Genomic DNA, 16,742 nt, shown 5'->3' on the forward strand with positions numbered 1-16,742 from the left:
GTCAGGAATACCTGCGGGCATCCCGCTGTTTTGGGGAGACAGCAGTTGACCTGGCATAATGAGCGCTCGACTTCAGGCCCCGGGGCACGAGCGGCCGACGATTGAAGAGGACAGCATGAAAACTGACATTCATCCCGCCTACGAGGAGACCACCGTGGTCTGCGGTTGCGGGAACACCTTCACCACGCGCAGCACCAAGCCCGGCGGCCGCATCGTGGCCGAGGTCTGCTCGCAGTGCCATCCCTTCTACACCGGCAAGCAGAAGATTCTGGACAGCGGCGGCCGGGTGGCCCGCTTCGAGAAGCGGTACGGCAAGCGCAAGAGCGGAGCCGACCAGGCTTCCGAAACGGGTCAAGCCGACAAGTAGCTGACTTTCCGACGCCCGAACTGTGCGATCCGAGCACAGGCCGGGCGTCGGTTCGCGTTCGGGGTAGAACAGGCCGTAGGGAGGTGACATGACGCAGCCGGTGCAGACGATTGACGTCTTGCTCGCCGAGCACGCGCGACTCGAGCAGGCCCTGTCCGATCCCGACTTGCACAGCAGGCCCGACGAGGCACGCAAAGCGGGCCGTCGTTTTGCGCGGTTGGCGCCGATTGTGGCGACCCACCGCAAGCTGGTATCGGCGCGCGAGGATTTGGAGACCGCGCGTGAACTGGCGGTCGACGACTCATCGTTTGTCGACGAGGTCACTGAGCTGGAAGCCAGGGTCGCCGAGCTGGACACCCAGCTCACCGACATGCTGGCGCCCCGGGATCCGCATGACGGCGATGACATCGTGCTCGAGGTCAAATCCGGTGAAGGCGGCGAGGAGTCGGCACTGTTCGCTGCTGACCTGGCCCGGATGTACATCCGCTACGCCGAACGGCACGGCTGGACGGTTACGGTGTTGGGTGAGACCACCTCCGATCTGGGCGGCTACAAGGACGCGACGCTGGCCATCGCCAGCAGAGGCGACAGCGCCGACGGCGTGTGGTCTCGGATGAAGTTCGAAGGCGGCGTGCACCGCGTCCAGCGCGTTCCGGTAACGGAATCGCAAGGGCGCGTCCACACTTCGGCCGCCGGGGTGCTGGTTTATCCGGAGCCCGAGGAAGTCGGCGAGGTGCAGATCGACGAGTCCGATCTTCGGATCGACGTCTACCGGTCGTCCGGAAAGGGCGGGCAAGGTGTGAACACCACCGACTCGGCGGTGCGGATCACCCACTTGCCCACCGGGATCGTCGTCACCTGCCAGAACGAACGATCACAGCTGCAGAACAAGACCCGCGCGCTACAGGTGCTGGCTGCGCGCCTGCAGGTGCTGGCCGAAGAGCAGGCTCTCGCCGACGCCTCGGCGGACCGCGCCAGCCAGATCCGAACGGTCGATCGCAGCGAACGCATCCGGACCTACAACTTCCCGGAGAACCGCATCACCGATCACCGGATCGGTTTCAAGGCGCACAATCTCGACCAAGTTCTCGACGGCGATCTTGATCCGCTGTTCGATGCGTTGAGCGAAGCCGACAAGCAGTCCCGACTGCAACAGGCGACATGACCCCGCTCCGACAGGCGATCGACTCCGCTGCGGCCCAACTGGCCGAAGCGGGCATCGACTCCGCGCGCGTCGACGCCGAGCAGCTGGCCGCACATCTGGCCGGCACCGAGCGCGGCCGCCTGGCGTTTGTGGAATCACCCGGCGACGAGTTCTTCGGGCGCTTCCAGCGAGCCGTCGCCGCGCGATCCGCACGGGTGCCGCTGCAACACCTCATTGGGACGGTGGGGTTCGGGCCCGTGCTGCTGCACGTCGGCCCCGGAGTTTTCATACCGCGGCCCGAGACCGAATCGATATTGGAATGGGCGACCGCACAAGCACTTCCGGCGCGACCGGTGATCGTCGACGCTTGCACGGGTTCGGGGGCGCTGGCGGTCGCATTGTCCCGGCGCTGGCCGGCCGCCCGGATCATCGGCATCGACGATTCCGAGGCGGCACTGCACTATGCCCGGCGCAACGCCGAGGGCACCTCGGTCGAATTGGTGCGTGCCGACGTCGGCAGCCCCGGCCTGCTGGCGGAACTCGACGGTCAGGTGGACCTCTTGGTGGCCAATCCGCCCTATGTGCCCGACGATGCCCTGCTGGAGCCCGAAGTGCGACGACATGATCCATCGCATGCGGTATTCGGCGGTCCGGACGGGATGGCAGTGATACCCGCCGTGGTAGCGCTGGCGGGGCGGTGGCTGCGGTCCGGTGGCCTGTTCGCCGTGGAACACGACGACACCACTTCGGCGTTGACCGTCGAATGTGTCCGCCACACAGGTCTTTTCGACGACATTGAGGCCCGGAGCGATCTGGCTGGACGGCCGCGATTCGTGACGGCTCGAAGGGGGAGCGGCGCCTGATGAGTGACGTCTTCAACTGCGCCGACTCCGCCCAGCGGGCGCGCGGGATCACCGCGGCGGTCGGAGCGCTCAAAGCCGGCCGGCTGGTCGTCATGCCGACCGACACCGTCTACGGCATCGGTGCCGACGCGTTCGACCGCACCGCGGTGGACGCACTGTTGGCGGCCAAAGGGCGGGGGCGCGACATGCCCGTGGGTGTCCTGGTCGGTTCCTGGCACACGATTGAGGGGCTGGTCTACGGCATGCCGGACGGTGCGCGCGAGTTGATCCGCGCGTTCTGGCCGGGCGCGCTCAGTCTGGTGGTGTTGCAAGCGCCGTCGTTGCAATGGGATCTCGGTGATGCGCACGGCACCGTGATGCTGCGAATGCCGTTGCACCCGGTCGCCATCGAGTTGTTACGCGAGGTGGGGCCGATGGCGGTATCCAGCGCCAACGTTTCCGGCCAGCCGGCCGCCGTCGACGCGGAGGAGGCCCAGCGCCAGCTCGGCGCGCTCGTCGACGTCTACCTCGACGCAGGACCTTCCGCGGAGCAAGCCGCCTCGACGATCGTCGACCTGAGCGGCAACACCCCGCGAATTTTGCGCGAGGGCCCGGTAAGCACCGTGCGCATCGCCGAGGTCCTCGGGGTCGACGCGGCCAGCCTGCTCAGCTAGAGCACTCCCCTCGCCGAACGTGCACTGACGGCGAAAGTCCGGCCTGGATTTCATCGTGGCTGCACGTTCGGCGAAGAGGCGTGGTGTCCGGTCTCAGGTTGGTGAAGTACGGTCTCGAGGTGTCCAGCAATGTGGCCAGCCTTGCCGGTGGTTTGCTCGCACTCTCCGATCGCAGCGCCGGTGTGCCGTTGCGTGAGCTGGCTCTGGTGGGCCTGACCGCCGCGATCATCACCTATTTCGCCACCGGGCCGGTGCGCGTGCTGGCCACGCGCCTGGGCGCGGTCGCCTACCCGCGGGAACGTGATGTCCACGTCACGCCGACCCCTCGCATGGGCGGATTGGCGATGTTCCTGGGCGTTGGCTCGGCTGTGTTCCTGGCCTCGCAACTCCCGGCGCTCACGCGGGGATTCGTCTATTCCAGCGGCATGCCGGCGGTGCTGGTGGCCGGTGCGGTCATCATGGGTATCGGCCTGATCGACGACCGCTGGGGACTGGACGCGCTGACCAAGTTCGCCGGCCAGATCACCGCCGCGAGTGTGCTGGTCACCATGGGTGTGGCCTGGAGCGTCCTGTACATCCCCGTCGGCGGTGTCGGAACGATCGTGCTGGATCAGGCCTCCTCTATTCTGCTGACCCTGGCCCTGACGGTCTCGATCGTCAACGCCATGAACTTCGTCGACGGCCTGGACGGTCTGGCGGCCGGTCTGGGCCTCATCACCGCCCTGGCGATCTGCATCTTCTCGGTCGGCCTGCTGCGTGACCACGGCGGCGACGTGCTGTACTACCCGCCGGCGGTGATATCCGTGGTGCTCGCCGGCGCCTGCCTGGGTTTTCTGCCGCACAACTTCCACCGCGCCCGGATCTTCATGGGCGACTCCGGTTCGATGTTGATCGGCTTGATGCTCGCTGCGGCCTCCACGACCGCAGCCGGCCCGATCTCGCAGAACGCTTACGGCGCTCGGGACGTGTTTGCTCTGCTGTCACCGTTCCTGCTGGTTGTTGCCGTGATGTTCGTGCCGATGCTCGACCTGCTGCTGGCCATCGTGCGTCGGACAAGAGCGGGTCGCAGTGCTTTCACACCCGACAAAATGCACCTGCATCACCGGCTGTTGCAGATCGGCCATTCGCATCGACGGGTGGTTCTGCTCATCTACCTGTGGGTGGGCATCGTCGCCTTCGGGGCGGCCAGCACCATATTCTTCGACCCCCGCCACACCGCGGCGGTGATGCTGGGCGCGATCGCGGTCGCGGGCGTTGCGACCATGATTCCGTTGTTGCGACGCCGCGACGAGTACTACGACGATCAGTAGTAGGTCCGTTCACCGTATGGTACGGTGCTGGTAGAACCCCGAATTAAACCTCGCGGGTTGCCGGCTCCCCGGCCCGTCGGATGGGTTTCCGGTGCTGCCGGATGACGACCGACACAGGGAGCTACCCCTTGGGTAAGTCCAGCGTGACCCTTGCGATACGCTCGGCGGGCCACGGATCAGTCGGTCGCGTGGTTTCCGCCCCGTCAACCTGGGATTGAGGTGCTGCAGTGACGACACCAGCGCAGGACGCGCCGTTGGTGTTTCCCGCTGTTGCGTTCCGTCCCGTACGGCTGTTTGTCATCAGTCTGGGAGTGACCGCGCTGGCGACGTTGGTCGCCGGCTACGCCGGTCACCCGGTAGTCGGGGCGTTCTTCGGAATCGGGCTGCTGCTGGGTTTGCTCAACGCTCTGCTCGTGCGGCGTTCGGTCGAGTCGATCACCGCACGCGACCACCCGCTGAAACGGTCGATGGCCATCAACTCGGCCTCACGCGTCGCGATCATCACCATTCTGGCGCTGATCATCGCCTTCATATTCCGGCCCGAAGGCTTGGGCGTGGTGTTCGGCCTGGCACTCTTCCAGGTGCTACTGGTGGCGTCGACGGCGCTGCCGGTTTGGAAGAAGCTGCGGACCGGCGAGCCGGACGCGCCGCTGCAAGGCCAGGAAGGTGCAGCAGTGACCGGATCGGAAGCCACGGAAGGGAGGAGCGCCGGCGATGACTGAGTCGATCCTGGCCGCCCAGATCGAGGTAGGCGAGCATCACACCGCGACCTGGTTTGGTCTGACAGTCAACACCGACACCGTGCTGTCGACGGCGATCGCGGCGCTGATCGTGATCGCGCTGGCTTTCTATTTGAAGTCCAAGGTCACCTCGACCGACGTGCCCGGCGGTGTGCAGCTGTTCTTCGAAGCCATCACCATTCAGATGCGCAGCCAGGTTGAACAGGCCATCGGCATGCGGATCGCTCCTTTTGTGCTGCCGCTCGCGGTGACCATCTTCGTGTTCATCCTGATCTCGAACTGGCTGTCGGTGCTGCCGCTGCAGTACAGCGACAAAGAAGGCAAGACCACCGAACTGCTCTCGTCGGCCGCGGCCGACATCAACTACGTGCTGGCGCTGGCGCTGTTCGTGTTCGTCTGCTATCACGCGGCAGGGATCTGGCGTCGCGGCATCATCGGACACCCGGTCAAGGTGCTCAAGGGGCACGTGGCGATCCTCGCGCCGATCAACGTCGTCGAAGAACTCGCCAAGCCGATTTCGTTGTCGCTCCGGCTCTTCGGCAACATTTTCGCCGGCGGCATTCTTGTCGCGCTGATCGCGCTCTTCCCGCCTTACGTGATGTGGCTGCCGAACGCGATCTGGAAGTCGTTCGACCTGTTCGTCGGCGCGATACAGGCCTTCATCTTCGCGCTGTTGACGATCCTGTACTTCAGCCAGGCGATGGAACTAGAAGAGGACCACCACTAAAAAAATCCTGGTAAACCGCTACCAGAGTTATCAAGGAGGATGTAAATGGACCCCACTATCGCAGCCGGCGCCCTCATCGGCGGTGGACTCATCATGGCCGGTGGCGCCATCGGCGCCGGTATCGGTGACGGTGTGGCCGGTAACGCGCTGATCTCCGGTGTCGCCCGTCAGCCCGAGGCGCAGGGACGGCTGTTCACCCCGTTCTTCATCACCGTCGGTCTCGTTGAGGCCGCCTACTTCATCAACCTGGCGTTCATGGCCCTGTTCGTCTTCGCCACGCCCGTCAAGTAATTCGTTCTGATGGGTGACTCGACCACTCTTGTTCTGGCGCTGAGCCAGGCGGCCGGCGGAGGTGAGGGAGGCGGCCAGAGCAACTTCCTCATCCCCAACGGCACCTTCTTCTTCGTACTGGCCATTTTCCTGGTGGTGCTCGGAGTCATCGGTACGTTCGTCGTACCGCCGATTCTGAAGGTGCTCAAGGAACGCGACAACATGGTCGCCAAGACTCAGTCCGACAACAAGAAGGCCTCCGAGCAGTTCGCCGCCGCTGAGTCCGATTACGAAGAGGCGCTCAAGGAAGCCCGGGTCGAGGCGGGGTCCTACCGGGACAACGCCCGGACCGAGGGTCGCAAGCTCATCGACGAAGCGCGAAGTCGGGCCGAGCAGCAGGTGGCGGAGACGTTGGCCCAGGCCAACGAGCAACTGAAGCGGGAGCGTGACGCCGTGGAACTGGATCTGCGTGCCAACGTCGGCGCCATGTCGGCGACGTTGGCTTCCCGAGTGCTGGGCGTCGAAGTCGCCCCCGCCGCTGCCACCTCAGCAGCGACCTCAGAAGCGGCAAGGTAGCCCTTACATGTCGACATTTATCGGACAGCTGATTGGCTTCGCGGCCATCGTGCTGCTGGTCTGGCGGTACGTTGTACCGCCAGTCCGCAATCTGATGACCGCCCGTCAAGAGACTGTGCGTCAGCAGTTGAAAGACTCGGAGAAGGCAGCCAAGCGCCTCACCGAGTCGACGACGGCGCACAGCAAAGCCGTCGAAACCGCGAAGGAAGAAGCCGAGCGGCTTGTCGAGGAGGCCAAGGCCGACTCCGAACGCATCGACGAACAGATGCGTGCTCAGGCCGAAAGTGAGGCGGAGCGCGTCAAGGCGCAGGGCGTCCGGCAAACCGAACTCTTGCGTGCGCAGCTCACCCGGCAGCTCCGGCTGGAACTCGGTCACGAATCCGTGCGCCAGGCAAGCGAATTGGTGCGCAGCTTTGTGGCCGACGCGAAGCAGCAGGCTTCCACCGTCGATCGCTTCCTCGACGAACTCGACGATATGGCGCCCGAGGCCGTTGAGGTCGTGTACCCGCTGCTGGTCAAGATGCGCTCGGCGAGCCGCAACGCGGTGAGCAATCTGGTGGACCGTTTCAACGCCATCGCGGACGACCTCGACAACCAGGGCTTGACCACGCTTTCCGATGAGTTGGTGTCGGTGGCGAAGATGCTGGACCAGGAGATCGTGGTCACCCGGTATCTCACCGTGCCGGCCGAAGACGCGGCGCCCCGGGTCAAGCTGATCGAACGACTGGTCGAGGGCAAAGTCGGCGAACCCACCCTCGACCTGCTGCGAACCGCCGTTTCGGAGCGCTGGTCGGCTAACGCGGACCTGGTCGATGCAATCGAGCACGTCTCCCGTCAGGCGTTGCTCGCGGTCGCCGAGAATGACGGCAGCGTCGACGAAGTCGAAGACCAGTTGTTCCGCTTCTCGCGCATCCTCGACGCGCAGCCGCGACTCGGCATCCTGCTGGGTGACTACACCACTGACGCTGAGCGGCGGGTCGGGTTGCTGCGCAAGGTACTGGAGAGTTCGGGCAGCGACGTGAACCCCGTTGCACTTTCCCTTCTGTCCCAGACGGTGGAGCTGTTGCGTGGTCACCCGGCCGAGGAGGCCGTGCTGCTGCTGGCCGAAGTGGCGGTAGCCCGGCGTGGTGAAGTCGTCGCCCGAGTCAGCGCAGCAGCGGAGCTCAGCGACGCCCAGCGCACTCGCCTCAGCGAAGTGTTGAGCCGCATCTACGGACACCCGGTGGCGGTTCAGCTGCAGATCGACCCTGACTTGCTCGGCGGCCTCCTCATCTCGGTGGGTGACGAGGTGATCGACGGCACGCTCAAGTCCCGGTTGGCCGCTGCTGAAGCCCAGCTACCCGACTAACCAAAGCACGACGGATACCCGACCTAGTCACACAACGAAGTAGGAAGACGAAAAGCCATGGCCGAGTTGACAATCTCCGCTGATGCCATCCAGAGCGCCATCGAGGAATACGTAGAGTCCTTCACCGCTGACACCTCGCGCGAGGAAGTCGGTACGGTGGTCGACGCCGGGGACGGCATCGCGCACGTGGAGGGTTTGCCGTCGGTGATGACCCAGGAGCTACTCGAGTTCGCCGGCGGGGTCCTCGGTGTCGCGCTCAACCTGGACGAGCACAGCGTCGGCGCGGTGATCCTGGGTGACTTCGAAAAGATCGAACAGGGCCAGCAGGTCAAGAGGACCGGTGACGTGCTGTCGGTGCCCGTCGGTGACGCCTTCCTGGGCCGGGTGGTCAATCCGCTCGGCCAGCCGATCGACGGAGCCGGCGACATCGAGACCGACGAACGGCGCGTCCTGGAGCTTCAGGCGCCGTCGGTGGTCGAGCGCCAGAGCGTGAAAGAGCCGCTGCAGACCGGTATCAAGGCCATCGATGCGATGACCCCGATCGGGCGTGGCCAGCGTCAGTTGATCATCGGCGACCGCAAGACCGGCAAGACCGCCGTCTGCGTCGACACGATCCTCAACCAGCGGCAGAACTGGGAGACCGGTGACGAGAAGAAGCAGGTTCGCTGCGTCTACGTAGCAATCGGGCAGAAGGGCACCACGATCGCTTCGGTCCGGCGCGCGCTGGATGAAGGTGGCGCGATGGACTACACCACCATCGTCGCGGCACCCGCTTCCGACGCTGCCGGCTTCAAATGGCTTGCCCCATATACCGGTTCGGCCATCGCCCAGCACTGGATGTACCAGGGCAAGCACGTTCTGATCGTCTTCGACGATCTGACCAAGCAGGCCGAGGCATACCGTGCGATCTCGCTGCTGCTGCGCCGTCCGCCCGGTCGCGAGGCCTACCCGGGTGACGTCTTCTACCTGCACTCGCGGCTCCTCGAGCGTTGCGCCAAGTTGTCCGACGAACTCGGTGGTGGCTCGCTGACCGGGCTGCCGATCATCGAGACCAAGGCCAACGACATCTCGGCCTACATCCCCACCAACGTCATCTCGATCACCGACGGGCAGTGCTTCCTGGAGAGCGACCTGTTCAACCAGGGCGTCCGGCCCGCAATCAACGTCGGTGTGTCGGTGTCCCGCGTCGGTGGCGCGGCGCAGATCAAGGCGATGAAAGAGGTGGCCGGCTCGCTGCGTCTGGATCTGTCGCAGTACCGCGAACTGGAATCCTTCGCCGCGTTCGCTTCCGACCTGGACGAGACGTCCAAGAAGCAGCTGTCGCGCGGTGAACGACTGGTCGAGTTGCTCAAGCAACCGCAGTTCTCGCCGTTGCCCGTTGAGGAGCAGGTGGTTTCGATCTTCCTGGGCACCGGCGGTCATCTGGACTCGGTGCCGGTGGAGGACGTCAAGCGGTTCGAAGCCGAACTGCTTGACCATATGCGGGCATCGGAAGAGAAGTTCCTCGAAGGCATCCGCTCCAGCGGGAAGCTCGGCGAGGACGACGAGCAGAAGCTCACCGAGATCATCAACAAGTTCAAGAAGGGCTTCGCGGCTACCGGCGGCGAGTCGGTGGTGCCCGACGAGCACGTTGAGCCTATGGACGAAGAGGAATTGGGCAAGGAGTCGGTGAAGGTCAAGAAGGAAAAGCCCAAGAAGAAAGACGAAAAGAAGGACAAGAAGTAGCTAACAATGGCTGCCACACTTCGCGAATTGCGCGGGCGTATCAAGTCGGCGGGCTCGATCAAGAAGATCACCAAGGCTCAGGAGTTGATCGCCACCTCGCGTATCGGTAAGGCCCAGGCTCGGCTGCACGCGGCGCGACCGTACGCATTTCAGATTACGTCGATGCTCACCACGTTGTCCGCCGAAGCCGCTCTTGACCATCCGCTCCTTGTCGAGCGGGAGGACCCGAGGCGGGCAGGCGTGCTTGTGGTGTCCTCCGACCGCGGTCTGTGTGGTGCATACAACTCGAGCATTTTCCGTCGCTCCGAGGAGCTCTTCTCGCTCTTGCGGGAAGAGGGCAAGCAACCCGTGCTCTACACGGTCGGGCGAAAAGCATTGAACTACTTCTCATTCCGGAACTGGGATATCAAGCAATCGTGGACCGGGTTCTCCGAGCAACCCAAGGTGGAAAACGCCTCCGAGATCGCCGAGACGTTGGTCAGCACTTTCATGGCCGGCACCGGAGATGACGAGAATGACGAAGAACAGGGCGTCGACGAACTGCATATCGTCTTCTCCGAGTTCAAGTCGATGATGTCGCAGACCGCCGTGGCTCACCGGATCGCTCCATTGGTGGTGGAGTACGTCGAGGAGGACACCGGTCTGCACACGCTGTATTCGTTCGAGCCGGATGCGACGACCCTGTTCGAGGCGTTGCTACCGCGGTATCTGACTACCCGCGTGTATGCGGCGCTGCTGGAATCGGCGGCCTCAGAACTGGCGTCGCGCCAGCGCGCCATGAAATCGGCAACCGATAACGCCGACGACCTCATCAAGGACCTGACGCTGCAAGCCAACCGGGAGCGGCAGGCCCAGATCACCCAAGAGATCAGCGAAATCGTCGGTGGCGCAAATGCGCTCGCCGACGCCGCCAAGTAGGCCCCACGAGGAAGCGATTAGATATGACTACTACCGCAGACGAGAAGACCGAGAAAAAGTCGGGCGGCTCCGACACCAACGGCCGCGTGGTTCGGATCACCGGTCCCGTCGTCGACGTCGAGTTTCCGCGGGGCTCCATTCCGGAACTGTTCAACGCTCTGCATGCCGATATCCCGTTCGAGTCGCTGAAGAAAACGCTTACCCTGGAGGTGGCACAGCACCTCGGTGACAACCTGGTGCGCACCATCTCGATGCAGCCCACCGACGGATTGGTGCGCGGCACCGAGGTCACCGACACGGGCGCCTCGATCTCGGTGCCGGTGGGCGAGAAGGTCAAGGGTCACGTATTCAACGCGCTGGGTTACTGCCTGGATGAGCCGGGCTACGGAGAAGACTTCGACCACTGGTCGATTCACCGCAAGCCGCCGGCCTTCGAAGACCTGGAGCCCCGCACCGAGATGCTCGAGACGGGCCTCAAGGTCGTCGACCTGCTGACCCCCTACGTACGTGGTGGCAAGATCGCGTTGTTCGGCGGTGCCGGCGTGGGCAAGACGGTGCTGATCCAGGAGATGATCAACCGTATCGCCCGGAACTTCGGTGGGACTTCGGTGTTCGCCGGCGTGGGGGAGCGCACCCGTGAGGGTAACGACCTGTGGGTCGAGCTGAAGGAAGCCGACGTCCTCAAGGACACCGCGCTGGTGTTCGGCCAGATGGATGAGCCGCCCGGCACCCGTATGCGGGTGGCGCTGTCTGCGCTGACCATGGCCGAATGGTTCCGCGACGAAGCCGGCCAGGACGTTCTGCTGTTCATCGACAACATCTTCCGTTTCACCCAGGCCGGTTCGGAGGTGTCGACCCTGCTCGGTCGTATGCCCTCCGCAGTTGGCTACCAGCCGACGCTGGCCGACGAGATGGGCGAACTGCAGGAGCGCATCACCTCGACACGAGGCAAGTCGATTACCTCCATGCAGGCCGTCTACGTGCCTGCCGACGATTACACCGACCCGGCGCCGGCCACCACGTTCGCGCACCTGGACGCCACCACGGAGCTGTCCCGTAATGTGTTCTCCAAGGGCATCTTCCCCGCGGTGGACCCTCTGGCATCGAGCTCGACCATCCTGGACCCCAGCGTCGTCGGTGACGAGCACTACCGCGTAGCGCAGGAAGTCATCCGAATTCTTCAGCGCTACAAGGACCTTCAGGACATCATCGCGATTCTGGGTATCGATGAGCTGTCCGAGGAGGACAAGCAGTTGGTCAACCGGGCGCGCCGTATCGAGCGCTTCCTGTCACAGAACATGATGGCGGCCGAACAGTTCACCGGCCAGCCCGGATCGACCGTGCCGGTCAAGGAGACGATCGAGGCGTTCGACCGGTTGTCGAAGGGCGACTTCGACCACGTGCCCGAGCAGGCATTCTTCCTGATCGGTGGACTCGACGACCTGGCGAAGAAGGCCGAGACCTTCGACGTCAAGCTATGACGCGGGACTTCCGGCTGACTCGAGAAGGTGTTGTGGCATGGCTGAATTGAACGTTCAGATCGTGGCCGTCGACCGTGAGATCTGGTCGGGTGAGGCGACGTTTCTCTTCACCCGCACCACTGCCGGGGAAATCGGCATTCTGCCCCACCACATTCCGCTGGTGGCGCAGTTGGTCGACGACGCCATGGTGCGGGTGGAACGGGAAGGCGAAGACGACTTGCGGATCGCGGTCGACGGCGGCTTCCTGACGGTCACCGAAGAGGGCGTCAGTGTGCTCGCCGAGTCCGCCGAGTTCGAGAAGGACATCGACGAGAGTGCTGCCAGGCAGGATTCCGAGTCGGACGATCCCCACGTTGCCGCCCGAGGGCGCGCGAGGTTGCGCGCCGTCGGCGCGCTCGACTGATTCACACGATGAGCGCGCCCATGGTCAGCATGGTCGTGCTCGTCGTCCTGCTGGGAGCCGCCGTCCTCGCCCTGAGCTTCCGGTTGTGGAAGTTGCGCCGCGGTGGCACGGCAGCCATCATGCGCGACATTCCGGCGGTGGGTGGCCATGGCTGGCGGCACGGGGTGATTCGTTACCGCGGTGGCGAAGCGGCCTTCTACCGGTTGTCCAGCCTGCGTCTCTGGCCGGATCGCCGGCTGAGCAGGCGCGGCGTGGAGGTCGTTGCGCGGCGAGCGCCGCGTGGCGACGAATTCGACATCATGACCGCCGAGATCGTGGTGCTGGAACTGCGCGACACCACCCAGGAGCGCCGGCTGGGATACGAAATCGCTTTGGACAGAGGGGCTTTGACAGCGTTCATGTCATGGCTGGAGTCACGGCCGTCACCACGCGCCCGTCGCCGCAGCGTGTGACGCTCAGCTGTCAGACCTACCGCCGCCCGGCTGCCACAGGACGTCCCCGTCGGGGTTAGTGACTCGCGAAAGGATGAACAGCAGATCGGAAAGTCGGTTCAGGTATTTTGCGGGCAACACGCTGACGTCGTCGGGATGTGCCTCCACGGCAGCCCACGCCGCGCGCTCCGCGCGCCTGACCACCGTGCGGGCCACGTGCAGCAGCGCCGAAAGTGGTGAACCACCAGGCAGCACAAATGAATTCAACGCCGGCAGGTGTTCGTTGTAGCTGTCGCACCACCGTTCGAGGCGATCGATGTAGGCCTGGGTGATACGGAGCGGCGGATGCTCAGGGTTTTCCACCACCGGGGTCGAGAGGTCTGCGCCGGCGTCGAACAGGTCGTTCTGAATCTGCCGCAGGACGCCGGCGATCTCCTCCGCGGGGCCGCCCAAGGCGACGGCGACTCCGATAGCGGAATTGGCCTCGTCACAATCGGCGTAGGCCACCAGTCGCGGGTCCGTCTTGGCCACCCGTGAGAAATCGCTCAATCCCGTCGTGCCGTCGTCACCGGTCCGGGTATATATGCGGGTCAGATGGACTCCCATGAGCCAAACGGTACTCGGCTTGCGCGACCTGGATGAGGGTTGGCTGACTGACAAGGCGTTGCCGCTTCACTAGACTGACCCGGGTGGCGGAGCGATTCGTGGTGACTGGTGGCAACCGGTTGTCCGGCAGAGTCGCCGTTGGGGGCGCCAAGAACAGCGTGCTCAAGCTGATGGCCGCGACGCTGCTGGCCGAAGGCACCAGCACGATCACCAACTGCCCGGACATCCTCGACGTGCCGCTGATGGCCGAGGTGTTGCGTGGTTTGGGGGCGACCGTGGAACTCGACGGTGACGTCGCGCGCATCACCTCACCGGACGAGCCTAAGTACGACGCCGACTTCGCCGCGGTGCGCCAATTCCGGGCGTCGGTGTGTGTGCTGGGACCCTTGGTTGGCCGATGCAAGAAGGCCAGGGTGGCCTTGCCGGGCGGTGACGCGATCGGATCGCGCCCCCTGGATATGCACCAAGCGGGTCTGCGGCAACTGGGCGCTCAGTGCAACATCGAGCACGGGTGCGTCGTGGCCCAGGCAGATACGTTGCGCGGGGCTGAGATTCAGCTTGAATTCCCCTCCGTAGGGGCAACGGAGAATATCCTGATGGCCGCGGTGGTGGCGGAGGGGGTCACCACCATCCACAATGCGGCGCGCGAACCGGACGTGGTCGACCTGTGCACCATGCTGAATCAGATGGGTGCGCAGGTCGAAGGCGCCGGCTCGCCGACCATGACCATCACCGGCGTGCCGCGACTGCACCCGACCGAACATCGCGTCATCGGGGACCGCATCGTGGCCGCTACCTGGGGTATCGCCGCGGCGATGACCCGCGGTGACATCACTGTGACGGGAGTAGATCCCTCGCATCTGCAGTTGGTTTTGCACAAGCTGCACGATGCGGGCGCCACGGTCACTCAGACCGACGACAGTTTCCGGGTCGTGCAATACGAGCGTCCGAAGGCGGTCAACGTCGCAACGCTGCCGTTCCCCGGGTTCCCTACTGACTTGCAGCCGATGGCGATTGCGTTGGCTTCGATCGCCGACGGTACCTCGATGATCACCGAGAACGTGTTCGAAGCGCGGTTCCGGTTCGTCGAGGAAATGATCCGGCTGGGCGCAGACGCCCGCACCGACGGACACCACGCGGTGGTCCGCGGATTGCCGCAGTTGTCGAGCGCGCCGGTGTGGTGTTCGGACATCCGGGCCGGTGCCGGCTTAGTTCTCGCCGGGCTCGTCGCAGACGGAGACACCGAGGTCCACGACGTGTTCCACATCGACCGCGGCTACCCGTTGTTCGTTGAGAACCTGGCGATTTTGGGAGCTGAGATTGAGCGGGTACAGTAGCCGAGTCACGTCCGATCGGCGCGATCACCTCCTCAAGAAGTTTGATCGAAACCAGGGCTTGACTCTCCTGCCGGATCTGTATTAAGCTGGCAGGGTTGCCCCGAAACGGGCGAAAACATTGCGAGAAGTGTTGTTTGAGAACTCAATAGTGTGTTTGGTGAATTGTTTGTTGTTGTTTTTTTGACTGCACCTAGCACTCCCCGTGTGTGGGTGTAGTCGCAATTTATAGATGCCAGTTTTGGTGTCTTTGTTAGGTCAGATTTTCTCTGATTGTAAATTCACCTCGTTATCGAGGGGTCTTTGTTTGGAGAGTTTGATTCTGGCTCAGGACGAACGCTGGCGGCGTGCTTAACACATGCAAGTCGAACGGTAAGGCCCTTCGGGGTACACGAGTGGCGAACGGGTGAGTAACACGTGGGTAATCTGCCCTGCACATCGGGATAAGCCTGGGAAACTGGGTCTAATACCGAATAGGACCACGGGATGCATGTCCTGTGGTGGAAAGCTTTTGCGGTGTGGGATGGGCCCGCGGCCTATCAGCTTGTTGGTGGGGTGATGGCCCACCAAGGCGACGACGGGTAGCCGGCCTGAGAGGGTGTCCGGCCACACTGGGACTGAGATACGGCCCAGACTCCTACGGGAGGCAGCAGTGGGGAATATTGCACAATGGGCGAAAGCCTGATGCAGCGACGCCGCGTGGGGGATGACGGCCTTCGGGTTGTAAACCTCTTTCACCATCGACGAAGGTCCGGGTTTTCTCGGATTGACGGTAGGTGGAGAAGAAGCACCGGCCAACTACGTGCCAGCAGCCGCGGTAATACGTAGGGTGCGAGCGTTGTCCGGAATTACTGGGCGTAAAGAGCTCGTAGGTGGTTTGTCGCGTTGTTCGTGAAATCTCACGGCTTAACTGTGAGCGTGCGGGCGATACGGGCAGACTTGAGTACTGCAGGGGAGACTGGAATTCCTGGTGTAGCGGTGGAATGCGCAGATATCAGGAGGAACACCGGTGGCGAAGGCGGGTCTCTGGGCAGTAACTGACGCTGAGGAGCGAAAGCGTGGGGAGCGAACAGGATTAGATACCCTGGTAGTCCACGCCGTAAACGGTGGGTACTAGGTGTGGGTTTCCTTCCTTGGGATCCGTGCCGTAGCTAACGCATTAAGTACCCCGCCTGGGGAGTACGGCCGCAAGGCTAAAACTCAAAGAAATTGACGGGGGCCCGCACAAGCGGCGGAGCATGTGGATTAATTCGATGCAACGCGAAGAACCTTACCTGGGTTTGACATGCACAGGACGCCGGCAGAGATGTCGGTTCCCTTGTGGCCTGTGTGCAGGTGGTGCATGGCTGTCGTCAGCTCGTGTCGTGAGATGTTGGGTTAAGTCCCGCAACGAGCGCAACCCTTGTCTCATGTTGCCAGCGGGTAATGCCGGGGACTCGTGAGAGACTGCCGGGGTCAACTCGGAGGAAGGTGGGGATGACGTCAAGTCATCATGCCCCTTATGTCCAGGGCTTCACACATGCTACAATGGCCGGTACAAAGGGCTGCGATGCCGCGAGGTTAAGCGAATCCTTTTAAAGCCGGTCTCAGTTCGGATCGGGGTCTGCAACTCGACCCCGTGAAGTCGGAGTCGCTAGTAATCGCAGATCAGCAACGCTGCGGTGAATACGTTCCCGGGCCTTGTACACACCGCCCGTCACGTCATGAAAGTCGGTAACACCCGAAGCCAGTGGCCTAACCCTTTGGGAGGGAGCTGTCGAAGGTGGGATCGGCGATTGGGACGAAGTCGTAACAAGGTAGCCGTACCGGAAGGTGCGGCTGGATCACCTCCTTTCTAAGGAGCACC

17 protein-coding genes and 1 rRNA gene are annotated in these 16,742 nt (G+C 63.5%); 17 read left to right on the forward strand and 1 reads right to left on the reverse strand.

What is annotated here, in order from left to right; all coding sequences use genetic code 11:
- Positions 1-115: 115 nt before the first annotated feature.
- The 15 genes from rpmE (at position 116) to ACX9NE_RS07065 (ending at position 12,977) form a co-directional block, all read left to right on the forward strand.
- Positions 116-367 (forward strand): 50S ribosomal protein L31, encoded by a 252-nt coding sequence (gene rpmE / locus ACX9NE_RS06995; RefSeq protein WP_459360968.1) that lies wholly within the window; start codon positions 116-118, stop codon positions 365-367.
- Positions 368-455: 88 nt separating this feature from the next.
- Positions 456-1,532 carry a peptide chain release factor 1 gene (gene prfA / locus ACX9NE_RS07000; RefSeq protein ID WP_459360969.1) on the forward strand — a complete coding sequence of 359 codons (1,077 nt, stop codon included), beginning with the start codon at positions 456-458 and terminating at the stop codon, positions 1,530-1,532.
- Positions 1,529-2,374 (forward strand): peptide chain release factor N(5)-glutamine methyltransferase, encoded by an 846-nt coding sequence (prmC, locus tag ACX9NE_RS07005; protein WP_459360970.1) that lies wholly within the window; start codon positions 1,529-1,531, stop codon positions 2,372-2,374. Before prfA ends, prmC begins: the two co-directional genes overlap by 4 nt.
- Entirely contained in the window at positions 2,374-3,027 is a 654-nt protein-coding gene (locus ACX9NE_RS07010) for an L-threonylcarbamoyladenylate synthase (protein ID WP_459360971.1), read from the forward strand. The genes prmC and ACX9NE_RS07010 overlap by 1 nt, the downstream gene beginning before the upstream one ends.
- A gap of 101 nt (positions 3,028-3,128) precedes the next feature.
- Positions 3,129-4,337 carry a UDP-N-acetylglucosamine--decaprenyl-phosphate N-acetylglucosaminephosphotransferase gene (gene rfe / locus ACX9NE_RS07015; protein ID WP_459361113.1) on the forward strand — a complete coding sequence of 403 codons (1,209 nt, stop codon included), beginning with the start codon at positions 3,129-3,131 and terminating at the stop codon, positions 4,335-4,337.
- 227 nt (positions 4,338-4,564) lie between these two features.
- A complete protein-coding gene (locus tag ACX9NE_RS07020; RefSeq protein ID WP_459360972.1) occupies positions 4,565-5,059 on the forward strand; it encodes an ATP synthase subunit I in 495 nt (164 codons plus the stop codon).
- Positions 5,052-5,804 carry a F0F1 ATP synthase subunit A gene (gene atpB / locus ACX9NE_RS07025; protein WP_459360973.1) on the forward strand — a complete coding sequence of 251 codons (753 nt, stop codon included), beginning with the start codon at positions 5,052-5,054 and terminating at the stop codon, positions 5,802-5,804. The genes ACX9NE_RS07020 and atpB overlap by 8 nt, the downstream gene beginning before the upstream one ends.
- A gap of 45 nt (positions 5,805-5,849) precedes the next feature.
- Positions 5,850-6,095 (forward strand): F0F1 ATP synthase subunit C, encoded by a 246-nt coding sequence (locus ACX9NE_RS07030; protein ID WP_003406686.1) that lies wholly within the window; start codon positions 5,850-5,852, stop codon positions 6,093-6,095.
- Positions 6,096-6,104: 9 nt separating this feature from the next.
- Positions 6,105-6,650: a F0F1 ATP synthase subunit B gene (locus ACX9NE_RS07035; RefSeq protein WP_459360974.1), complete on the forward strand. Its 546-nt coding sequence runs from the start codon at positions 6,105-6,107 to the stop codon at positions 6,648-6,650.
- A gap of 7 nt (positions 6,651-6,657) precedes the next feature.
- Positions 6,658-7,998: a F0F1 ATP synthase subunit B/delta gene (locus ACX9NE_RS07040; RefSeq protein WP_459360975.1), complete on the forward strand. Its 1,341-nt coding sequence runs from the start codon at positions 6,658-6,660 to the stop codon at positions 7,996-7,998.
- A 57-nt stretch (positions 7,999-8,055) separates the two neighbouring features.
- Positions 8,056-9,723, forward strand: a complete 1,668-nt coding sequence (gene atpA / locus ACX9NE_RS07045) for a F0F1 ATP synthase subunit alpha (RefSeq protein WP_459360976.1) — start codon at positions 8,056-8,058, stop codon at positions 9,721-9,723.
- Positions 9,724-9,729: 6 nt separating this feature from the next.
- Complete coding sequence (locus ACX9NE_RS07050) at positions 9,730-10,641, forward strand: F0F1 ATP synthase subunit gamma (RefSeq protein WP_459360977.1); 912 nt, start codon at positions 9,730-9,732, stop codon at positions 10,639-10,641.
- Positions 10,642-10,664: 23 nt separating this feature from the next.
- A complete protein-coding gene (gene atpD, locus ACX9NE_RS07055) occupies positions 10,665-12,122 on the forward strand; it encodes a F0F1 ATP synthase subunit beta (protein WP_459360978.1) in 1,458 nt (485 codons plus the stop codon).
- A gap of 37 nt (positions 12,123-12,159) precedes the next feature.
- On the forward strand, positions 12,160-12,525 hold the full coding sequence (locus tag ACX9NE_RS07060; protein WP_459360979.1) for a F0F1 ATP synthase subunit epsilon: 366 nt from the start codon (positions 12,160-12,162) through the stop codon (positions 12,523-12,525).
- Between the two features lie 8 nt (positions 12,526-12,533).
- Positions 12,534-12,977, forward strand: a complete 444-nt coding sequence (locus ACX9NE_RS07065) for a DUF2550 domain-containing protein (protein WP_459360980.1) — start codon at positions 12,534-12,536, stop codon at positions 12,975-12,977.
- A gap of 3 nt (positions 12,978-12,980) precedes the next feature.
- Here the strand turns inward: ACX9NE_RS07065 and ACX9NE_RS07070 are convergent, their stop codons facing one another.
- Positions 12,981-13,562 carry a cob(I)yrinic acid a,c-diamide adenosyltransferase gene (locus ACX9NE_RS07070; protein WP_459360981.1) on the reverse strand — a complete coding sequence of 194 codons (582 nt, stop codon included), beginning with the start codon at positions 13,560-13,562 and terminating at the stop codon, positions 12,981-12,983.
- Positions 13,563-13,645: 83 nt separating this feature from the next.
- Between ACX9NE_RS07070 and murA the strand changes: the two genes are divergently transcribed.
- Both murA and ACX9NE_RS07080 read left to right on the forward strand, forming a co-directional pair.
- Positions 13,646-14,899, forward strand: coding sequence for a UDP-N-acetylglucosamine 1-carboxyvinyltransferase (gene murA, locus ACX9NE_RS07075; RefSeq protein ID WP_459360982.1), 1,254 nt, complete (start codon positions 13,646-13,648; stop codon positions 14,897-14,899).
- 301 nt (positions 14,900-15,200) lie between these two features.
- Positions 15,201-16,730: ribosomal RNA gene (locus tag ACX9NE_RS07080) — 16S ribosomal RNA — on the forward strand.
- Positions 16,731-16,742 lie beyond the last annotated feature (12 nt).

Source organism: Mycobacterium sp. ML4 (assembly GCF_054515735.1).

Coding starts and splice junctions, on each gene's coding strand:
- rpmE (WP_459360968.1), top strand. CDS start 116: ATGAAAACTGACATTCATCCCGCCTACGAGGAGACCACCGTGGTCTGC.
- prfA (WP_459360969.1), top strand. CDS start 456: ATGACGCAGCCGGTGCAGACGATTGACGTCTTGCTCGCCGAGCACGCG.
- prmC (WP_459360970.1), top strand. CDS start 1,529: ATGACCCCGCTCCGACAGGCGATCGACTCCGCTGCGGCCCAACTGGCC.
- ACX9NE_RS07010 (WP_459360971.1), top strand. CDS start 2,374: ATGAGTGACGTCTTCAACTGCGCCGACTCCGCCCAGCGGGCGCGCGGG.
- atpB (WP_459360973.1), top strand. CDS start 5,052: ATGACTGAGTCGATCCTGGCCGCCCAGATCGAGGTAGGCGAGCATCAC.
- ACX9NE_RS07030 (WP_003406686.1), top strand. CDS start 5,850: ATGGACCCCACTATCGCAGCCGGCGCCCTCATCGGCGGTGGACTCATC.
- ACX9NE_RS07035 (WP_459360974.1), top strand. CDS start 6,105: ATGGGTGACTCGACCACTCTTGTTCTGGCGCTGAGCCAGGCGGCCGGC.
- ACX9NE_RS07040 (WP_459360975.1), top strand. CDS start 6,658: ATGTCGACATTTATCGGACAGCTGATTGGCTTCGCGGCCATCGTGCTG.
- atpA (WP_459360976.1), top strand. CDS start 8,056: ATGGCCGAGTTGACAATCTCCGCTGATGCCATCCAGAGCGCCATCGAG.
- ACX9NE_RS07050 (WP_459360977.1), top strand. CDS start 9,730: ATGGCTGCCACACTTCGCGAATTGCGCGGGCGTATCAAGTCGGCGGGC.
- atpD (WP_459360978.1), top strand. CDS start 10,665: ATGACTACTACCGCAGACGAGAAGACCGAGAAAAAGTCGGGCGGCTCC.
- ACX9NE_RS07060 (WP_459360979.1), top strand. CDS start 12,160: ATGGCTGAATTGAACGTTCAGATCGTGGCCGTCGACCGTGAGATCTGG.
- ACX9NE_RS07065 (WP_459360980.1), top strand. CDS start 12,534: ATGAGCGCGCCCATGGTCAGCATGGTCGTGCTCGTCGTCCTGCTGGGA.
- ACX9NE_RS07070 (WP_459360981.1), bottom strand. CDS start 13,562: ATGGGAGTCCATCTGACCCGCATATATACCCGGACCGGTGACGACGGC.